The following is an 18,342-nucleotide window of genomic DNA, read 5'->3' as shown; positions in this document are numbered from 1 at the left end:
ACGGATGGCGGGCGGCGGAGGACGGGAGGGGCGGGGGGGGCTACTCGCCCCACACCCCGGCCGACGGATCCGGCCATGGTTCCGTCCCCGCGCCCGCCTCCGCCGTGACGTCCCGTTTGAGGGCCAGGCACATGCGGCCGTGCAGGGCGCCCGCCGTGGGGCCGTGTTCCGGGGCGCGGAGTTCGCCGACGAGGTGCCAGTAGCGGCCGATCAGGGGGTCCGCGCCCGTGGCGAGGAGACGGGCGAGGCGGCGCCGGAAGGCGGGGGTGTCGCGGGTAGTGAGGGCGTCGGCGTAGGCGGCGACGAAGCGGTCCAGGGCCTCGGTCCGGTGCGCCGCCGCCAGGTCGTACGCCTCGGCGAGGCCCTCGTAGAGCGCGCTCGGGCGGTGCGGTACGCCGGCGAGGTGGACGGCCGGGGCGGGTACCGCGGCGACGAGGGCGTGGAGCCGGGCGTACGCCAGGACCTGCGCGGGGGTGGGGTCGGCGGGCGGTTCCGGGACCGCGACGTCCACGACGGCGGCCGCGAGCCGCGCCGGGAACCGTACGGGCAGGGTGCGCCGCCAGAACCGGGCCAGCGCGGTCGTGTCCGGCGGCGTCGCCAACCCGCCGAGCAGCCGCAGGCGTTCGGCCCGTTCGGCCGCTGGGGCGTCGCGGAGCAGCCGCAGCGAGGCCTCGTGCCAGCGCAGCGCCGTCATCCGCCGTTCCACCTCGCGCAGCCGGCCCGCGACGACGTCCTCCCAGGCGGCCCCCTGGTCGAGCACTCGGCCCACGTCCGTCACCGGGAGCTCCAGGGCGCGCAGCGCCCGGATCGAGCGCAGCCGCTCCAACGCCCCCGGCCCGTACCGCCGGTGTCCGCCGCCGGTCCGTCCGCCCTCCGGCAGCAGCCCGCGCTCGGAGTAGTAGCGCACGGTCTTGACGGAGACGCCCGCCCGTTCGGCGAGCTCCCCGATGCTCCACACCTCGTTCTCGGCCCCCACGCTCCCGACCCTAACGGCGCTCGCCTTGAACCTCCCCCTGGGGGAGTTCCTACGGTTCCCCGCGAACGGAACGAACGACGCGAGGAGAGGAGAGGGCGATGACCGCTTTCGTGTTGGTGTCCGGGCCCTTCACCGGCGGCTGGGTCTGGGACGAGGTGGCGGAGCGGCTGCGGAGGGCCGGGGCCGCCGCGTACCCGGTGACGCTCACCGGCATGGCGGGCGACGAGCGCGCCGGTACGCAGACGGAGACGGACCTGGAGACGCACATCGGGGACGTGCTGCGGGCGATCGACGAGGCGGGGACCGGCCCGGACGCGGGCGAGGTCGTCCTCGTCGGGCACGACTACGGCATCCACCCCGTCCTCGGCGCCGCCGACCGGCGGGCCGGGCGGATCGCGCGGGTGGTCTACCTGGACGCGGGGCTGCCGGGCGACGGGGATCCGGCCAGCGCCTTCGTCCCGGACCCGACCGCCGTCGGGCGGGCCGGCGCGGACGGGCTCGTACCCCCGCCGTCGGGGGCGGAGTGGGCACGGTGGGGCAGTACGGAGGGCCTGTCGGCGGCGGATCTGGCCCGGCTCGACCGGCTGGCCGCGCCGCAGCCGGTGCGCACCCTGACCCAGCCGCTGCGGCTGACCGGCAGCCCGTTCGACCGGCCGACGACGGGCGTGCTGTGCACCGCGAACGGCCCGGGGATCTCGGGCGTGGAGATGCTGCTCGCCGCGGGCCCGCCGCGGTTCCGGGTGCTGGCCTCCCCCACGGTGACCTTCTTCGAGCTGGAGACCGGTCACTGGCCGATGCTGTCCGCGCCCGGCCCGCTCGCCGAGGCACTGCTGGGGGCGGCGGCGGACGAGGGCGTGCGGCTCTCCGTACCGGAGACGGCGTCCCCCTTCGAGGGCGGGGGCTTCCTGCTCGACGTACCGGAGCGGCCGTCCGAGCGGCACGGACCGATCGACCTGTACCTCCCGGAGGCCGAGGGGCCGCGCCCGGCCGTGCTGTTCGTGCACGGCGGGCCGGTGTCGCCGGACCAGAAGCCGACGCCGCGGGACAGCGCCTTCTTCCAGGGGTACGGGCGTTACGTGGCGGGTCTCGGCGTCGTGGGCGTCACGCTCGACCACCGGCTGTACGGCCTCGCGGACTATCCGCACGCCGCCGGGGACCTGGCGCGGGCCCTTGAGCTGCTCCGGACGGACCCGCGGGTGGACCCGGACCGGATCGCGCTGTGGATCTTCTCCGGCGGCGGCCTGCTCGCGGCGGACTGGCTCGCGGCCCCGCCGCCGTGGCTGCGCTGCGTGGCGCTGAACTATCCGGTGCTCGCGCCGCTGTCCGACTGGCGCCAGGTGGACGCCCGCTTCCGTCCGGCGGAGGCGCTGACGGCGGCGAGCCCGCCGGTCGTGCTGACCCGGGCGGGCCTGGAGCATCCGCCGTTCCAGGAGACGGTCGACGCGTTCCTGGCGGTCGCGGAGCGCACGGGCGCGGAGGTGGAGCTGATCGACGTGCCGCTCGCCCACCACGGTTTCGAGGCGATCGACCACCTTCCCGAGACCCGGGAGGCGGTGACCAGGGCCGCCGCCTCGGTCGTACGGCATCTGACGGCGGGTCGCTGAACCCCGGGCCACGTCCGGGCCGCCCCGCGCGGCCCGGACGTGGCCGCCACCAAGATCACCAGTCGATAGTGTGTGTCCATGTCACGCATACGTCTCACCCTCGCCACCGCCCTCGTCGGGATGGCCGCGCTCACCGCCTGTTCCTCCGGCGGCGACGGGTCCGCCCCGGCCGACGGCACGCAGAAGAAGAAGGAGGACAAGCCGGCGGCCGCTCCGCGGCCGATCACCGAGGAACTCAGCCAGGCCCACCTCTCGCAGGCCCTGCTCGGCGACGGCGAGACCCTTCCCGGCTGGACCCTGCACGACGACAAGTCGGTGACGGACGGGCAGTACTGCAACGGCACGAAGGGCGCCGACTCCGCCCCGGCGGGCTGGCTCCGCGGCAGTGACGCCTCGTACGAGTACAACGGCTCCACGATCGACATGACGCACATACACATCTGTCTGTTCAAGACGGCCGAGGACGCCCACCGCCAGTACGTGGCCTGGAAGGGCACCGAGACGAGCAAGCAGCAGAGCCCGAAGGTCCCCGTGGGCGACGAGAACACGCTCGTCGTCAACCCCGGTCTCAGCGAGGACTCCGTCTACGGGTACGTGCGTTCGGGCAAGGTCAACATCCGGGTGCGCACCGAGGGCGGAACCGCGGGCGACCCGTCGGGCACCCAGGCCGTGCTCGCCGCGACGCTCAAGCGCCTTCAGGAACTCCAGGAAGGCAAGGCGGCGACCGTGACGGCTCCCGACGAGCAGGCCGCCGCCCGGCAGTAGTGGCAGCAGCCGCGAGGGACTGATGACGAAAGTCTGACGGAACGGCGCCGGCCCTGTTCCCGGGCGGGGAGAGCTGGTCGTATCGGGGGCGTGAACAGCACAGACGAACACCCCCGAGGCACCCCCGTGGGCCGCCGCGTCGTCCTCGGTCTGCTCGGGCTCGGCGCCGCCGGCGTCGCGGCGGGACCGTACCTCCAGCAGGCCCAGAGCGCCGTCGCCGCCAAGGATCCGACCGGGCTGACCGCGCTGCTGCCGGGCGGCGGCGGCTTCCGCTACTACTCCGTGGTCTCCTCGGTGCCGGCCCGCACCGAGCGGACCTACGCGCTGACGGTGGACGGCCTGGTCGACCGGCCGGCCCGCTACCGCCTGGCCGACCTGCGGGCCATGCCGCAGCGCCGCATCGTGCGGGACGTGCAGTGTGTGACCGGCTGGCGGGTGCCGGACACACCGTTCGAGGGCGTCTCCCTCGCGCACCTCCTGGACGTCGCGGGGGTCCGGGCGGGGGCCGGCGCGGTGCGGTTCACCTGCTTCGACGGCACGTACACCGAGAGCCTCACGCTCGATCAGGCGCGCCGTGACGACGTCCTGCTGGCGCTGCGGATGCAGGACGCCCCGGTCTCCCATGCCCACGGCGGGCCGGTACGGCTGTATGTGGCGCCGATGTACTTCTACAAGTCCGCCAAGTGGCTGTCGGGCATCACCGTCACCCCGACGGTGCGGCCGGGCTACTGGGAGCGGTACGGCTACGACGTCGACGCCTGGGTCGGCCGGTCGAACGGGCGGGACGATGCGCCGACTGCCTGACTCCGCCTCCGACTTCGAATCCGGCTCCGACCCCGAATCCGGCTCCGAATCCCGCTCTGGCCCCGGCCCCGGCCCCGGCCGTCTGCTGCGCTTCGCCCGCCCCGTGCGCTGGGCGCATCGCACCACCGCGGCGCTGATGCTGACCTGCCTGGCCACCGCCGCCTGTCTGTACGTGACGCCCCTGGCCGAACTGGTCGGGCGCCGCCGGCTTGTCGTGACCGTGCACGTGTGGTGCGGTCTCGCCCTGCCCGTACCCCTGCTGCTCGGACTGCTCTTCCGGGCGCTGCGCGCGGACGCGGCCCGGCTCAGCCGGTTCACCCCGCTCGACCGGGCGTGGCTGCGGGCGGTGCGGTCCCGTGATCCGTACCGCCCGGCGGGGAAGTTCAACGCCGGGCAGAAGCTGTATGCGCAGTGGACGCTCGGGACGATGCTCGTGCTCGTCGGTACCGGGCTGCTGATGTGGCTCACCCACCTCGCGCCGCCGTCGGTGCGGACGGGTGCGACGTTCGTCCACGACTGGCTCGCCGCGGCCGTCGCCGTGGTGGCGGCCGGGCACATCCGGATGGCGGCGCGGGATCCGGAGGCCCGGCTCGGGATGCGCACCGGTCTGGTGGACCGCGACTGGGCCGCGCGGGAGCACCCGTACTGGAGACGGGAACGGCGAGCTCTTACGGAAAAGTGACGGGTGGTCGTGGTGCGGCCGGACCGGGGCCTCGGCCCTCTAGCGTGGGGCGGTATGCGGGTATTGGTCACCGGCGGAGCCGGATTCATCGGAACCCAGATCGTCGACGCGCTCCTCGCGCGCGGCCATGACGTCGTCTCCTACGACGTCCTGCTGCCGTCCGCGCACTCCGGTCCGCCGCGCGCGGCGCGCCCCGGTGAGGAGCTGGTCGTCGCGGACGTCCGGGACGGCACGGCCGTCGCGGAGGCCCTGCGGGGCGTGGACGCGGTGTGCCACCAGGCGGCGATGGTGGGCCTGGGCAAGGACTTCGCGGACGCGCCGGAGTACGTCGGGTGCAACGATCTCGGCACGGCGGTGCTGCTCGCCGCGATGGCCGGGGCCGGGGTGCGGGAGCTGGTCCTCGCCGGCTCGATGGTGGTCTACGGCGAGGGCCGCTACGAGTGCGCCCGGCACGGTGTGGTCCGGCCGGCCCCGCGCCACGAGGCGGATCTGGCCGCGGGCCGCTTCGAGCCCGGCTGCCCCCTGTGCGGGGCCGCGCTCACGCCGGGCCTCGTGACCGAGGACGCGCCGGCGGACCCGCGCAACGTCTACGCGGCGACGAAGCTCGCACAGGAACACCTCGGCGCCGCCTGGTCCCGCGCGACCGGCGGCCGGACGGTGTCGCTGCGCTACCACAACGTCTACGGCCCCGGCATGCCCCGGGACACCCCCTACGCCGGAGTGGCCTCCCTGTTCCGCTCCGCGCTCGCCCGCGGCGAGGCCCCCCGCGTCTTCGAGGACGGCGGCCAGCGCCGCGACTTCGTCCACGTCCGCGACGTCGCCGAGGCGGCGGCCCTGGCCCTGGAGGCCGCGCACGGCCTGGCCGCCGGCTCGTTCACCGCGTACAACACCGGCAGCGGCGATCCCCGCACGGTCGGGGACATGGCCCGCGCGCTCGCCCACGCGTACGGCGGGCCGCCGCCGATCACCACGGGCGAGTACCGGCTGGGCGACGTCCGCCACGTGACGGCGGACTCGTCCCGGCTCCGCCGGGAGCTCGGCTGGAAGCCGCAGGTCGAATTCGAGGCGGGAATGCGGGAGTTCGCGCGCGCGGAGCTGCGCTAGCGGGTGCCTTGTCGATCAGGCCGGATCGGGGAGCGGCTCCCCCGGAGCCCCGCCTGGGTGGGGGCACCGTCGGGCCCGCAGGGCCCAGGGGCGCGCCCCGGTCCGGTGCGCCGCAAGGCGTCGGAGCGTCGCGACAGCGGAGCTGTCGGGGCGGCTTCGGCGCGGGGTCTCCCCGGGCCCGCCGGGGTCTAGGGCCTGTCCGGCGGATCAGGGTCGGACAGGCCTCGGCGTCTGGTGCATAGGGTCTCCCCAGGCCCGCCAGGGCCGAGGGGAAGCATGGCAAGGCGCCGGAGCGTGTGGAAAGCGGAGCTATCGGGGCGTTTCGGCTTGGGGTCTCCCCAGGCCCGCCAGGGCATGGGGGAAGCAGCCTGGGGGTCCGCCCCCTGGCTTCGCCGGAGGTACCCCCACCGGGCCCGCAGGGCCCAGGGGGAGTGCCGTGCTGGGGGCACCACCCAGGCGAAGCTCTGGGGGAGTCGCGGACCCGGCCATGATCCGCCGGACAGGCCCTGGGGGAAGCGGCGGCGGGGCCGCCCCTGGCTTCGCCGGGGGTACCCCACCCAGGCGAAGCCCTTGGGGAGTCGCGAGCCCGACCAGGTCGACGAGACACCCCCTAGCGGCCCGGTCGCCGGAGCAGCACGAGCCCCTCCGGCCCTGGCGGGCCTGGCCGAGGCCGAGCGCTAGGCGGAGGAGGGCGAGGCCGGCCGGGCCAGGGGTCGGCCAGGCCCGGCGTCGGGTACAGGGCTGCCCGGCCCCGGCGACGGGCGCGGGCCGGCCGGGCCTCGGCGGAGGACGGGGCAGCCGGAGGCCGGCGGGGCGCGGGCCGGCCGGCCCGGCAGAGGGCTCGGGGCAGCCGGGCCCTGGCGGCAGGCGCGGGGCAGCCGGATGGCCGGCGGCGGGGCTCGGGGCAGCCGGGCCCTGGCGGCAGGCGCGGGGCAGCCGGCGGCGGGGTGCGGGGCGGGCCGACCGTCTGCCCGCGGCAGCGGGGTCGGCGGCGGTCAGTGCGGCGCGGCCGGGAGGGTGACCTCGAAGCGGCAGCCGCCGGGGACGTTGTGGACCTCGGTGCGGCCCGCGTGGGCCTCGACGATGCCGCGGACGATGGCGAGGCCGAGGCCGGCGCCGCCCGGTGGGGTGCGGGCCTCGGTGCCGCGCCAGCCGGTGTCGAAGACGCGGGGCAGGTCGTCGTCGGCGATGCCGCCGCAGCCGTCGGTGACGGACAGGACGACGGCGCCGGCACGCCGTTCGGCCGCCACCGCGACCGTGCCGTCGGCCGGTGTGTGGCGGATGGCGTTGACGAGCAGGTTCGCGAGGACCCGGGTCATCTCCTTGCCGTCCACCTCGACGGGCACCGCTTCGACCTCCTCCCCCACCAGACGCACCCCGTGCTCGCGGGCGAGCGGGTCGGCGCCGCTCAGGGCGTCGCCCACGAGGTCGTACACGGACATGCGGCTCGGGCTGATGGCCAGCGCGCCGGCGTGGATGCGGGAGAGCTCGAAGAGGTCGGTGACCATGGTCGTGAGGCGCTCGACCTCGGTGCGGATCTGCCGGTGGTAGCGGGCGGGGTCGGCGGCCATGCCGTCCTCCAGGGCCTCGGCCATGGCCCGCAGTCCCGCCAGCGGGGTGCGCAGGTCGTGGGAGATCCACGCGACGAGTTCCCGGCGGGAGGCCTCGAGCGAGCGCTCACGGCGCCGGGAGGCGTCCAGCTTCGCGCTGGTGGCGGCCAGTTCCCGGGTGAGCGCGGCGAGTTCGGCGGTGGCGGCGCCGTCCGGGGCAGCGAAGCTGCCGCCGTCGCCGAAGTCGCGCGCGGCGCGGGCGAGGGCCCGGCTGCGGGCCACCACCCAGCGGCCCAAGACCAGGGCGGTGCCGAGCGAGACGAGCGCCGCCATGGCCACGACGACGGTCACCACCCACAGGTCGTGCGCGGACAGGAACATCGCCTGGGCGACCGCGAGCGTCCCGGCGAGCATCGCGGTCACCGTGACGGCCGCGACCACGGTCAGGGAGACCGCGACCGAGCGGCGCCGTACGAGGCGGAGCACCAGCGCTCCGCCGAGCCCGGCGCACACGGCCCCGGCCAGGGCGAACACCGCGATCAGCAGGAGGTCCTTCATGACACCACGCCCCCGTCCGTGCCCTCCGGCTCGAAGCGGTAGCCGACGCCCCACACCGTCCGGATCAGCCGGGGCCTGGCCGGGTCGTCCTCGATCTTGGCGCGCAGGCGCCGGACGTGGACCGTGACCGTGGACAGGTCGCCGAAGTCCCAGCCCCACACCTGCCGCATCAGTTCCTCCCTGGTGTGCGCGGCTCCGGGGTGCTCCAGAAGATACGCGAGGAGGTCGAACTCCCTGAGGGTGAGAGCGAGTTCATGCCCCTCCCGGGTGGCCCGGCGGGTGACCGGGTCGACGGTGAGGCCGGCGGCGCGCAGGACCGGCCGGGGAGCCGCCGGTCCGGTGGCCGCGCGGCTGCGGCGCAGCACGGACTCGACCCGCAGCACCAGCTCGCGCGGGCTGAACGGCTTGGTGACGTAGTCGTCCGCGCCGACCTCCAGGCCGGTGATCCGGTCCTCCTCGTCGCCGCGCGCGGTCAGCATGATCACCGGAACAGGCCCGGTCTCCCGCAGCCTGCGGCACACCTCCAGGCCGTCCAGGCCCGGCAGCATGAGGTCGAGGAGCACGAGGTCCGGCCACCGCTCACCGGCACGCAGCAGGGCCTCGGGGCCGTCGGCCGCGTGCTCCACCGCGAACCCGGACCGGTCGAGGTAGCCGGTCACCACCTCGGCCACGGTCGGATCGTCGTCCACGACCAGGATCCGGGCCGCGGGCCGGGTCTCAGGCCGGACCTCGGGCCCGGGCTCGGACCGGGCCCCAGACCGGGGCGCTGCCTGGGGCCCGGACCCGAACTCGGCCCGGGGCTCGGCCCGGCTCGCGGGCCCGGGCTCGGCCCGGGAGTCAGGCCGGAAGTCGGACCAGGACCCCGGCCGGCTCGCGGCCCGGGACTCCGGCCGGGCCTCGGACCAGGTCGCGGGCCCGGGCCCGGGCCCGGGCCGGGCCGCGGACCCGGGGGTGCTGTGCTCGTTCATGCCGCCCAGCGTCGCATCCGCCCCGCACGGGGTCACCGCCACCCGGGCGTACGAGGGCCGACGTCCGCGTTTCGTAAGGACTTCCGCGCCCCCGATCCACCGGCTGCTTCCTACGGTGGGAGCCGTGACACTCATGACCGTAGATGTCGTCCTTCCCTGTCTGGACGAGGCCGAGGCGCTGCCCTGGGTGCTCTCCCGCATCCCGGCCGGCTGGCGGGCGATCGTCGTCGACAACGGCTCCAGCGACGGCTCCGCCGGCATCGCGGCCGGCCTCGGGGCCACCGTGGTGACCGAGCCCCGGCGCGGTTTCGGTGCCGCCTGCCACGCCGGGCTGCTCGCCTCCGACGCCGAGTACGTCTGCTTCTGCGACTGCGACGCCTCCCTCGACCCCGGCCTGCTGCCGGGCCTCGTCGCCGCGGTGGCCGACGGCTCCGCCGATCTCCTGCTCGGCCGCCGCCGGCCCACCGCGCGCGGCGCCTGGCCGGTCCACGCCCGGGCGGGCAACCTGGCGCTTTCCTGGCTGCTGCGCCGCCGCACCGGCCTCCGGCTGCACGACCTCGGCCCGCTGCGGGCCGCCCGCCGCGAGGCGCTCCTCGGGCTCGGGCTCACCGACCGGCGCAGCGGCTACCCGCTCCAGATGGTCGTGCGGGCGGCCGACGCGGGCTGGCGGGTGCGGGAGGTCGACGTGCCGTATCTGCCCCGGGCCGGACGGTCGAAGGTGACCGGCACCTGGCGGGGCACCTGGCAGGCGGTCCATGACATGCGCAGGGTGCTCGACGAGCCGGCGCCGACGCGCGGGACCACGACGGCCGGAGTGCGCCCGTGACCACCCTTCTCGTCATCGCGAAGCAGCCCCTGCCGGGCCGGGTGAAGACCCGGCTCACTCCCCCGTTCACGCCCGACCAGGCCGCGGCGCTCGCCGAGGCGGCCCTCGCCGACACGCTGACCGCGGCCGCCCGCGTACCGGCGGACCGGCATGTCCTCGTGCTCGACGGGGAGCCCGGCCCCTGGCTGCCGCCGGGGTTCCAGGTCGTCCCCCAGGTCGCGGGCGGGCTCGACGCACGGCTGGCGGCCGCGTTCGCCGCCTGCGCCGGGCCGGCCCTGCTCATCGGCATGGACACCCCACAGGTCACCCCCGCACGGCTCGCCCCGGCCCTGAGCTGGGACGCGTACGACGCCTGGTTCGGTCCGGCGGCCGACGGCGGCTTCTGGGCCCTCGGCCTCGCCCGCCCCGACCCTTCCCTGCTGCTCGGCGTGCCCATGTCCCGGCCGGACACCGGCGCCGTGCAGTACGCCCGGCTGCGGAAGGCCGGGCTGCGCGTCGGCCGGCTGCCGGTGCTGCGGGACGTGGACACCGCGTCGGACGCCCGGCAGGTGGCGGCCGCCGCGCCCGGCACCCGTTTCGCCGCCCGGTACGCCGAGTCGACCGCCGCGACGGCGGGAGCCGTCCGTTGACCACCACGACCACGGCGACGACCACGGCGTGGCGGGCCGATCCGTACACCGACGCCCTGCGCACCGGCCGGGGGCCCCTCTTCCTCCGCCGCCACGACGGCTGGCTGCTGCCCCTGGAGGTCGAGCGCTGGTGCGAGGCGCCCGATGCCGCCGACCGCTCCGTGCTCGACCGCTGCCGCGGCACGGTCCTCGACATCGGCTGCGGGCCGGGACGGCTCGTCGCCGCACTGGCCGCCGAGGGCCGGCGGGCCCTCGGCATCGACATCAGCCCGGCGGCGGTGGCCCGCACCGCGCGGCTCGGCGCCGCGGCGCTGTGCCGGTCGGTCTTCGACCCGCTGCCCGCAGAGGGGCGCTGGGACACGGCGCTGCTGATCGACGGCAACATGGGCATCGGCGGCGACCCGGCCGCGCTGCTGCGCAGACTGCGCCAGGTCGTGTCGCGCTCCGGGCACGTCATCGCCGAGTGCGCGCCCGTCGACGTCGACGAGTGCTGCGACGTACGCGTCGACGACGGCCGGGGCGGACGGGGAACGCCGTTCCCCTGGGCCCGGGTGGGCGTCCGCGCCCTGGCCGCGCACGCGCGGAACGCGGGCTGGGCCGTCCACGAACAGTGGACCGTGGACGGGCGCCCCTTCCTGTCCCTCGCGCTTCAGTCCTCCGCTCGGTCCTCGACGGCGGGACCCCGCTGAGGACGCGCCCGCCATCGTCGTACGAGATGCACCACTCCCGCCGCCACGGCGACACCCGCCAGCACGAGCGCGAGATTCCGGCCGTACGGGAGGGGCAGCGCCGACGGGTTGGGCGGGGCTCCCGGCCGTACGAGCAGGGGCAGGGCGATCAGGATCACGCAGCCCGCCACCAGCAACGCCCCGCGCCACAGGCCCCGTTGGCGCCGGCCCACGAGCAGCAGCCCCACGCCGAACACCAGCGGGGCCAGGATCCCGTCGTGCAGCACGAGCGCGCCGGCCAGCCACACCAGCACCCCGAGCGGATCCGGCTCGGCCACCACCAGCCAGGCGCCGAGCCCGATCAGGGCGAGACCGAGCCCGCCGACCGCGTACCGGAACACATTCCCCGTACTCACAACACCTCCAGCCGGTGCACCCACTTGGTCTGCAGGACCCCGGGCCGGCCGGGGGCGATGATCCGGGCCGGGAAGCCGTGGTCGAGCGAGAGGGGCTGCCCGTTCAGGGTCAGGGCGAGCAGGGTGAGCGGGTCGTCCGCGTACTCCGCGCCCATCTCCATCACCCGGTAGGCGCCGCTCACTTCGAGCGAGGTCACCCGAACCCCGTCCCGGCCCGGCCGCCCGCCGGCCCGCTCGACCAGGTCCCGTACCCGTACCCCGCCCCAGTCCGCGTCGACGCTCCAGCCCTCGACACATGCGATCGGCAGCCGGGCCCTGTCCCGCGCCATCGCCCGCAGGGCGTCGAGCGTGAGGACGTACGGGCGGGGCCCGGCGACTTCGAGGCGCCACCCGGCCAGTCCGCGCGCCGTGACACCGGCCGCGGTGGCGGTCCGGTTGACGGGCAGCCCCTGCGGGCCGTGGTCGGGGTGCCGGGGCGCGAGCAGGTCGAGCGCCTTCAGCGGGGTGAAGGACTGGCCGACCGTCGTCAGCGTGATCACGCCGACGGCCGCGCCCGTGGCGAGCAGCAGCGAGCGTCGGTCGACCGCGTCCTCGGCCGGCAGGGCGCGCGTCCCGGCCGAGCGGCGGCCCCAATGGTCCCTGATCTCGGGGGCCTTGACCGCGATGTGCAGCAGGAGCGCGCCGGTGACCACCCAGGCGACGGCGAAGTGGACGGGGACGAAGCCGAAGGGCCACGGATACCACTCGACGATGTTGAGCAGTCCGGTGAGCACCTCGAAGACGGCGGCGGCCACCAGGACGGCGACGGACAGGCGCTCCAGGGCGTGCCGCACGGACCGCACCGGCGGCCATGCGAACAGCCGGGGGTACACCGCCCACAGCTTGACGAGGAGCAGCACGATCGCCGCGAGTCCGGTGCCGACGTGCAGGCCCTGGGTGAGCGCGTAGCCCCACACCGGCCGGGCGGGCAGCCGGTCGGCGAGCCAGTCGGGCGGCTGCTGGAGGTAGTGGCTGACCAGGCCGGTCGCGAAGCAGACGGCGAAGGCCGCGCCGAGCCACCGGCCGACGGCCGTCGCGGTCCTGGCGTCGTGCAGCCGCCCGGTGAAGGCGGGCGGCCGGACGGCCGGGAGCCGGAACGCGGGGCGCGGCAGGTGAGGCAGGCGCGGCAGGTGCGGCAGGCCGGGCGAGCGCGGCAGCCTGGGCTTGCGGAAGGTCATGCCGTCCATGACACCGCCGCGAGCGGCCGCGCGGAGCGCCCGACACCTTACGAAACCCGAACGCCTCGCCGGGTCTCCTCCTCGTCCGCCGCCCGCACTGCCAGTCTGCGCCCATGACCCGCGCCCGCCGTCTCCCGCTCCCCGGCCCCCTCGCGGCCCCCGTCGCCGCCCCCGTCCTCGTCACTCTGTTTCTGCTCTGGCTCCTGGCCGTCTCGCTGGTCCTGCTGCTCCGCGGGGACGCCCACGGGCCCGCCTTCCTGGCCGGGTACGCGGGCGCGTGGGCGGTGTTCGCGGCGGCGGTGGGCGCCCTGCGCCGGGTCCCGCGCCGGCAGGTCGTACCGCTGCTGCTCGCGGGGGCGGTCGCGGTGACGGCGACGGGGCTCGCGGCGGCCCCGCGGACGAGCACCGACTCGTACCGTTACGCGTGGGACGGGCGCGTGCAGGCCGCCGGCATCTCCCCGTACGACCACGCGCCCGCGGACCCGGCGCTCGACGGGCTGCGCGACGACTGGCTCTTCCCCGGGGCCGCGGCCTGCGGGCGGGGCGACTCCGACCTGGCACCGCTCGACGCCGGCGGATGCACGCGGATCAACCGGCCGGCCGTGCACACGATCTATCCGCCCGTGGCGGAGGGCTGGTTCCTGCTCGTCCACGAGCTGTCCCCGGAGGGCGTGCGCCACAAGGGGCTGCAGGCGGGCGCGGCGCTGCTCTCGCTGGCCGTGAGCGGTCTCCTGATCGGCGTGTTGCGCCGGCGGGGCGATCCGCGCGGGGCCGCGCTGTGGGCGTGGTGCCCCGCGGTCCCCGTGGAGGCCGTCGACAACGCCCACGTCGACGTCCTCGCCGTGCTGCTCTCGGTCGGCGCGCTCGCGCTCGTGGCCCGCCGCCGTCATCTCACGGGCGGGGTGCTGCTGGGTCTGGCGGTCGCGGCCAAGCTGCTGCCCGCCGTGCTGCTGCCGGGCGCGCTGTCCGGCGTCCGGCGGCCCCGTACGATCGCGGCCGTCACGCTGTCCGCAGCGGCGGCCGTGGCGCTGGCCTACCTGCCGTACGTGCTGCTCTCCGACGGTTCCGTCCTCGGCTATCTGGGCGGCTACGCGCGGGAGGAGGGCTACGACGACGCGGGCGCGGGCGGGCGGTACGCCCTGCTGCGGCTGGTGCTGCCCGACGCGTGGGCGCTGCCCGCGGCGATGCTCGGGACGGCGGTGGTGTCGGTGGCGGTGTGGTGGCGCGGCGACCCCGAACGCCCCTGGCACGGAGCCCTGCTGACCATCGGCACCGCGTTCCTGCTGCTGACGCCGGGCTATTCCTGGTACGCACTGCTGCTCGTCGCCCTGGTCGCCCTGGACGGGCGCTGGGAGTGGCTCGGCGTCGCCTTCGCCGGCGCGGTGGCGTATCTCGCGGGCCCGGTCACCGGCCCGGTGGGCGGCACCCTCGCGTACGGGGCGGCGGCGGCCGCGGTGACGGCTCAGCCCCTGACCGCCTGGGTGCGCCAGATGCTGGGGCTGGTGTCGAAGCGGGTGCGGAACCAGCGGGAGAAGGTGGCGAGGGAGGAGAAGCCGAGCAGGCCGGCGATCTCGGTGAGCGGGCGGTCGGAGCCTCCCACGTAGCGGCGTCCCAGTGCCGTACGGACCGAGTCGACGATCGAGGAGTAGCCCTCCCCGCTCTCCGCGAGGCGTCGCTGGAGGGTTCTCGGGTCGATGTCGAAGGTGCGGGCGACCTGTTCCAGGGAGCAGCGGCCGGTGGGCAGGAGCGCCTCGACGACCTCCTGCACGCGGTCGGTGAAGGCGCTGGCGGGCGAGGGCGCGATGTTCTCCAGGAACTGGCGGGCGTAGGGCCGCAGCCGGGGGTCGGCGAGGGTGTTGGGCGCGTCGAGGTCCGAGGGGTACAGGATGATGCCGGAGCGCGGCTGCCCGAAGGTGACGGCGGGGCCCAGGACCCGGTGATGGGGGCCGGGGTCGTCAGGGGCGGTGTGGCCGATCGGGACGCCGACCGGTGTCCAATCGGCGCCGAGCAGTCGGCCGATGAGCGCGTGGCAGACCCCGACCAGCATGTCCGTCGCCTGGGGGCGGCTGTCGGGCGGTGAGTCCAGGGCCAGGTCCAGCCAGAGCCCGGCCAGGCCGTTGCTGAGGGTGATCTCGGCGCGCAGGGCCTCGTTGTAGAGGTGGAGGTGCTGGATCAGCAGCTCCAGGGCACTGCGCACGGAGGGCTCCTCGCGGGCGACGAAGCCGATGGGGCCGAGGTTCGAGAAGCGGGCGAGCTCGGCGAGCCGCAGGCCGAAGTCGGGGCATCCGGTGGCGGCGGCGGTGTCCTCCAGGAGCCGGGCGACCGCGGCCACGGGGAGCCAGCGGTCGGCGGCGGCCAGCGCGGCCGGGTCCAGGCCCACGCCGCGCATCAGCGCCGACGGGTCCGCCCCCAGGGAGCGGGTGAGGTCGACGTAGTTGGCCAGGCCGGTGGTGCGCATCCGCAATTCCACGGTGGTCTCCCGAGTGGTCTCCAGAGCGCCGACGGGTGTCGCGAAATGCTAAACGATTCGTCGTCTGGCGCAAAGCACGTCGTCTTTCGGCCGGGTAGCGTCCGGATCCAGGCGCTCCGGCGTCCGAGCCGCCCCTCGATCCGGGGCGCGCCGGCCGGGCCACTGCCCACGCCACCCATCCACCCGAGGAGATCCCGTGACCACGACCGAGACCCAGGCCACCGGGGAGTCCGCCGCGCTGACGGCGCTGGCCGCCGAGGCGTACGTCTTCGCCTATCCGCTGGTCACCATGGAGCTGACCAGGCGCCAGATGACCGCTCCGGGTGCCGTCGTCCCCGGCAGTGCCGCGCCGAACACCTTCGCGCACCTGCCGGTCACCCCGGACGCGTCGTTCGAGGGCGTGGTCAGCCCGAACGCGGACACGCTGTACTCGCTGGCCTGGCTGGACCTGTCGGCGGGGCCGGTGCGGCTCTCCGTGCCGGACACCCGCGGGCGGTACTTCCTGCTCCCGCTGTACGACGCCTGGACCAACGTCTTCGCCTGCCCCGGCTCCCGTACGACGGGAAGCACCGCCGGTGAGTTCGCCCTGGTCGGTCCGGGCTGGGCGGGCGAGCTGCCGCCCGGGGTGGAGCGGATCGACGCCCCCACCTCGATGGTCGCGATCATCGGCCGGACCCAGGTCAACGGTGTGGCGGACCACCCGGCGGTGCACGCCGTCCAGGCCGGCTACCGGCTGACTCCGCTCACCGGCACCTGCCCCACCACCTGCGCCGACTCCGCCAGGGCCACGGCCTCTCCCGCTACCTCGGCCGTGGCGGCGGGCCCCGGCCCGGTCGACCTGGTGACCGCTCCGGTCGACCAGGTGGCCGCGCTGGATCCCGCCACGTTCTTCGCGATGACCGCCCACCTGATGGCGGCCAACCCGGCGAAGCCCGACGACGCCCCCATGGTCGAGCGGCTGGCACGGCTCGGTGTCGTCCCCGGCCGGCCCTTCGACTGGGACTCCCTGAGCCCCGAGGACCGGCAGGCGATCGCCGAGGGTGCCGCCGAGGGCATCGCCCGGGTGGAGGCGGCCGGCCGCAGCCCGCGGGCGCGGGTCCGCGACGGCTGGATGACCCCGGTCGAGATCGGCGCCTACGGGACGGACTACCTGCAGCGGGCCGCGGTCACGCTGATCGGCCTGGGCGCCAACCTCCCGCAGGACGCGGTCTATCCGGTCTGCCGGGTCGACGGCGACGGCGAGCCGCTGCACGGCCGCCACCGCTACCAGCTGCACTTCGCCGCCGACGGCCTGCCGCCGGTCAACGCGTTCTGGTCGCTGACGATGTACAACGACCGCCAGTTCTTCGTCGACAACCCGATCGACCGGTACGCCATCGGCGACCGCGACGCGCTGAGGTTCAACGCCGACGGCTCGCTCACGCTGCTGATCCAGCACACGGCGCCGGCCGAGGGCCTGGAGTCCAACTGGCTGCCCGCGCCGGAGGGTTCCTTCAACCTCATGATGCGCCTGTTCTGGCCCCGGCCCGCGGTCCTGGGCGGCACCTGGCACGCACCGGCCGTCCGCCGCGTCGGCTGACCCGGCCACCCGACGCCCGCCACCCACCACCCGACGCCGCACAGCCCCCTGCCCCCTGCTCCTGCCCCGGAGGTCTTCCATGGACAGCCCCTCGCCCCACCCGGCGGTGCTCCCGGCGCCCGGCTCGCCGGACGCACCGGGTTCGCCGGGCTCGGAGAAGCTGCCGGTGTCCAGGCGCTATGCCTGGACCGTGTTCGCGCTCGCCTTCGCGCTGATGCTCACGGACTTCGTCGACCGGCAGATCATCGTCGCCACCTTCCCTCTCCTCAAGGAGGAGTGGGGACTGTCGGACACCCGGCTCGGGGCCCTGGTCTCGGTCGTCTCCGTGACCGTGGCGCTCGGTGCGCTGCCCTTCGCGCTGGTGGCCGACCGCTGGAGCCGGGCGAAGTCCATCGCCGTGATGGGCACGGTCTGGAGCCTGGCGGCCATGGCCTGTGCCATGGTGGGCAACTACGCCCAGCTCCTGGCGGCGCGGGCGGCCATCGGGCTCGGCGAGGCCGGGTACGGGCCGGCCGGCGGCGCCCTGATGGCCGGTCTCTTCCCGCAGCGGCTGCGGGCGACGGTGGTGGGCGCGCTGCAGGCGGCCGGACCGCTCGGTGTCGTCCTGGGCGTCTTCCTGGGCGGGCTGATGGTGCCCTCGCTCGGCTGGCGCACGACGCTCGCGGTGTTCGCCGCGCCCGGTCTGCTCCTGGCCCTGCTGTTCCTGAAGGTACGGGAGGGGCGTGAGGTACGGGAGGGGCGTACGCCGGTGGCGGGCCCGGCCGCCGCGGCCGCCCCCGCCGACGCGGCGCCGATCCGTACCCGGGGCGCCCTGGCCGAGCTCTTCCGCAGCCGTACCGCCGTCGCCTCGTACCTGGGGGGCGCCATGCAGCTGGTGGTGCTCTCCACGCTCTACGCGTGGCTGCCGAGCTACCTCACCCGTACCCACGACCACACCAGCGCCGAGGCCGGCGCGGTGTCGGCGGCCGCGGTCGTCGCCAGCGCGGTCGGCACCGTCGTCCTGGGCTACGCGGCCGACCGGGCCGGAGCGGCCCGGGCCCGGCGCAAGCTGACCCTGCCGGCGGGGCTCGCGCTGCTCGCGCTCGTCCTGCTGACCTCCGCCTTCGCGTGGGCACCGGCCGGCCCCGTGCAGCTGGTCCTGATCGTGGCCGGTGCCTTCACGGTGACGGCCGCGGTGGGCCCGGTCCCCGCGGTCGTGATGGACGTGGTCGACCCGGAGCTCCGCGCCACCGCGCTCGGCATGGTCACGCTGATCCAGAACCTCTTCGGCCTGGCGGTGGGCCCGCTGCTCACCGGTTGGCTCTCCGACACCCTGGGCATCGCCGCCGCGCTCGCCCTGATGCCGCTGTTCTGCGCCGGTGCCGCCGCCGCGCTGTGGACCGCCTCGCGCAGCTACGAGCGCGAACTGCGCACGGACGCCGACGGCGCCACCCCGCAGGCCGCCGCCCTCTGACCCCCGGTCCCAGGACCCCCTCGATCCCCCGGCCCCGCCGTCTCCGCCCACCCGCACCCTCGCACCCGTACGG

At 75.8% G+C, this 18,342-nt stretch carries 16 protein-coding genes and 1 pseudogene; 11 read left to right on the top strand and 6 right to left on the bottom strand.

All coding sequences use genetic code 11. The features are described 5' to 3' along the window. Positions 1-40 precede the first annotated feature (40 nt). A complete protein-coding gene (locus JAO84_RS33855) occupies positions 41-976 on the bottom strand; it encodes a MerR family transcriptional regulator (protein ID WP_370416274.1) in 936 nt (311 codons plus the stop codon). Positions 977-1,074: 98 nt separating this feature from the next. On the opposite strand from JAO84_RS33855, the gene JAO84_RS33850 reads away from it, so the two are divergent. The 5 genes from JAO84_RS33850 to JAO84_RS33830 all read left to right on the top strand — a co-directional run bounded on the left by JAO84_RS33850 (position 1,075) and on the right by JAO84_RS33830 (position 5,935). Then, positions 1,075-2,580 (top strand): alpha/beta hydrolase, encoded by a 1,506-nt coding sequence (locus tag JAO84_RS33850; RefSeq protein ID WP_370416272.1) that lies wholly within the window; start codon positions 1,075-1,077, stop codon positions 2,578-2,580. Between the two features lie 78 nt (positions 2,581-2,658). Next, complete coding sequence (locus tag JAO84_RS33845; protein WP_370416271.1) at positions 2,659-3,345, top strand: hypothetical protein; 687 nt, start codon at positions 2,659-2,661, stop codon at positions 3,343-3,345. Positions 3,346-3,435: 90 nt separating this feature from the next. Further along, positions 3,436-4,149 carry a molybdopterin-dependent oxidoreductase gene (locus JAO84_RS33840; RefSeq protein WP_370416270.1) on the top strand — a complete coding sequence of 238 codons (714 nt, stop codon included), beginning with the start codon at positions 3,436-3,438 and terminating at the stop codon, positions 4,147-4,149. Next, positions 4,133-4,831, top strand: a complete 699-nt coding sequence (locus tag JAO84_RS33835) for a cytochrome b/b6 domain-containing protein (RefSeq protein WP_370416269.1) — start codon at positions 4,133-4,135, stop codon at positions 4,829-4,831. Before JAO84_RS33840 ends, JAO84_RS33835 begins: the two co-directional genes overlap by 17 nt. Before the next feature lie 54 nt (positions 4,832-4,885). After that, a complete protein-coding gene (locus tag JAO84_RS33830) occupies positions 4,886-5,935 on the top strand; it encodes an NAD-dependent epimerase/dehydratase family protein (RefSeq protein ID WP_370416268.1) in 1,050 nt (349 codons plus the stop codon). 995 nt (positions 5,936-6,930) lie between these two features. On the opposite strand, the gene JAO84_RS33825 is transcribed toward JAO84_RS33830, so the two are convergent. Both JAO84_RS33825 and JAO84_RS33820 read right to left on the bottom strand, forming a co-directional pair. Then, positions 6,931-8,043 carry a sensor histidine kinase gene (locus JAO84_RS33825; protein ID WP_370416267.1) on the bottom strand — a complete coding sequence of 371 codons (1,113 nt, stop codon included), beginning with the start codon at positions 8,041-8,043 and terminating at the stop codon, positions 6,931-6,933. Then, positions 8,040-8,732: a response regulator gene (locus tag JAO84_RS33820; RefSeq protein WP_370416266.1), complete on the bottom strand. Its 693-nt coding sequence runs from the start codon at positions 8,730-8,732 to the stop codon at positions 8,040-8,042. The genes JAO84_RS33825 and JAO84_RS33820 overlap by 4 nt, the downstream gene beginning before the upstream one ends. A gap of 412 nt (positions 8,733-9,144) precedes the next feature. On the opposite strand from JAO84_RS33820, the gene JAO84_RS33815 reads away from it, so the two are divergent. The 3 genes from JAO84_RS33815 to JAO84_RS33805 are packed head-to-tail and all read left to right on the top strand — an operon-like array spanning position 9,145 to position 11,155. Then, the gene (locus JAO84_RS33815) at positions 9,145-9,837 is read left to right on the top strand and encodes a glycosyltransferase family 2 protein (protein WP_370416943.1); all 693 of its coding nucleotides are present in this window, start codon (positions 9,145-9,147) and stop codon (positions 9,835-9,837) included. After that, a complete protein-coding gene (locus tag JAO84_RS33810) occupies positions 9,834-10,466 on the top strand; it encodes a DUF2064 domain-containing protein (RefSeq protein WP_370416265.1) in 633 nt (210 codons plus the stop codon). The genes JAO84_RS33815 and JAO84_RS33810 overlap by 4 nt, the downstream gene beginning before the upstream one ends. Continuing rightward, positions 10,463-11,155 carry a class I SAM-dependent methyltransferase gene (locus JAO84_RS33805; protein WP_370416264.1) on the top strand — a complete coding sequence of 231 codons (693 nt, stop codon included), beginning with the start codon at positions 10,463-10,465 and terminating at the stop codon, positions 11,153-11,155. Before JAO84_RS33810 ends, JAO84_RS33805 begins: the two co-directional genes overlap by 4 nt. On the opposite strand, the gene JAO84_RS33800 is transcribed toward JAO84_RS33805, so the two are convergent. Together JAO84_RS33800 and JAO84_RS33795 are read right to left on the bottom strand one after the other, a co-directional pair. After that, entirely contained in the window at positions 11,116-11,550 is a 435-nt protein-coding gene (locus JAO84_RS33800) for a hypothetical protein (protein ID WP_370416263.1), read from the bottom strand. The two genes, JAO84_RS33805 and JAO84_RS33800, sit on opposite strands and share 40 nt — an antisense overlap. After that, positions 11,547-12,767, bottom strand: coding sequence for a molybdopterin-dependent oxidoreductase (locus tag JAO84_RS33795; RefSeq protein ID WP_370416262.1), 1,221 nt, complete (start codon positions 12,765-12,767; stop codon positions 11,547-11,549). Before JAO84_RS33795 ends, JAO84_RS33800 begins: the two co-directional genes overlap by 4 nt. Positions 12,768-12,880: 113 nt before the next feature. Between JAO84_RS33795 and JAO84_RS33790 the strand changes: the two genes are divergently transcribed. Then, positions 12,881-14,371 (top strand): glycosyltransferase 87 family protein, encoded by a 1,491-nt coding sequence (locus JAO84_RS33790; RefSeq protein ID WP_370416261.1) that lies wholly within the window; start codon positions 12,881-12,883, stop codon positions 14,369-14,371. On the opposite strand, the pseudogene JAO84_RS33785 reads toward JAO84_RS33790, so the two are convergent. Continuing rightward, positions 14,308-15,225: pseudogene (locus tag JAO84_RS33785) on the bottom strand (AraC family transcriptional regulator ligand-binding domain-containing protein); the annotation flags it as partial. The gene JAO84_RS33790 and the pseudogene JAO84_RS33785 overlap by 64 nt on opposite strands. A 208-nt stretch (positions 15,226-15,433) precedes the next feature. On the opposite strand from JAO84_RS33785, the gene JAO84_RS33780 reads away from it, so the two are divergent. Together JAO84_RS33780 and JAO84_RS33775 are read left to right on the top strand one after the other, a co-directional pair. Beyond that, the gene (locus JAO84_RS33780) at positions 15,434-16,816 is read left to right on the top strand and encodes a DUF1254 domain-containing protein (RefSeq protein WP_370416260.1); all 1,383 of its coding nucleotides are present in this window, start codon (positions 15,434-15,436) and stop codon (positions 16,814-16,816) included. Positions 16,817-16,895: 79 nt separating this feature from the next. Further along, on the top strand, positions 16,896-18,269 hold the full coding sequence (locus JAO84_RS33775) for an MFS transporter (RefSeq protein ID WP_370416259.1): 1,374 nt from the start codon (positions 16,896-16,898) through the stop codon (positions 18,267-18,269). The last annotated feature ends 73 nt before the right edge of the window (positions 18,270-18,342 follow it).

It is taken from the genome of Streptomyces fradiae, from assembly GCF_041270065.1.
GTDB lineage: Bacteria > Actinomycetota > Actinomycetes > Streptomycetales > Streptomycetaceae > Streptomyces.
Note: the sequence above shows the minus strand (reverse complement) of the source record. Positions and strands in the feature narration are given on the sequence as shown.